The sequence below is a fragment of the Prevotella amnii DSM 23384 = JCM 14753 genome (genome assembly GCF_000378745.1).
Taxonomy (GTDB): domain Bacteria; phylum Bacteroidota; class Bacteroidia; order Bacteroidales; family Bacteroidaceae; genus Prevotella; species Prevotella amnii.
In genome coordinates this window covers 2,817-3,345 of record NZ_KB905330.1, presented here as the reverse complement: position 1 = coordinate 3,345, position 529 = coordinate 2,817, and the positions used below count along the sequence as shown (strand labels likewise).

The following is a 529-nucleotide window of genomic DNA, read 5'->3' as shown; positions in this document are numbered from 1 at the left end:
GAACTCAGTTCCTCCGACGTCATCAGACTCTTGGGCATTTCGCGGGCATCCCTTGCCCGATGGAGGGACACCAACGCAATCCCGTTCAGGTATATATCATGCAACCACGTTGCCTATCCGTTCAAGGGACTTTACGTCGCCGTCAAGAGCGGACGTGCCTCCTTCAAGGGTTTCAGACGAGTGGAAGCTCTGCAACGGCTCAACGCCTACAAGGATGGTGTCCTTAAAGGATATATGGGTGATGGTCAAACTTTATTTGAGGAGCTATGAACATCAAAGAAGAAATACTGAGCCGAACCAACAAAGGACTGGATGTGTTCTGCTTCTATATGCCTATCGACTTTGTGCTAAAGCGCAATTTCCGAAATCCTTTGTATGACGACAGGCGTGCATCGTGCAATATCTATCTCGACAACAAGTCCAGCTGCTACCGAATGAAGGACTTTGGCAACGATGCCTACTCCGGCGACTGCTTTTGGTTTGCAGCCACAATGCTCGGACTGGACGTGAGGAAAGACTTTGTTAAGGT

1 protein-coding gene and 1 pseudogene are annotated in these 529 nt (G+C 49.3%); both read left to right on the top strand.

The genetic code is table 11. The features are described 5' to 3' along the window. A partial coding sequence (locus tag F596_RS11725; protein ID WP_019036930.1) for a hypothetical protein occupies nucleotides 1-270 on the top strand: 270 nt, incomplete at its 5' end. Next, nucleotides 267-529, top strand: a pseudogene (locus F596_RS11720) (bifunctional DNA primase/helicase); the annotation flags it as partial. The gene F596_RS11725 and the pseudogene F596_RS11720, both read left to right, overlap by 4 nt.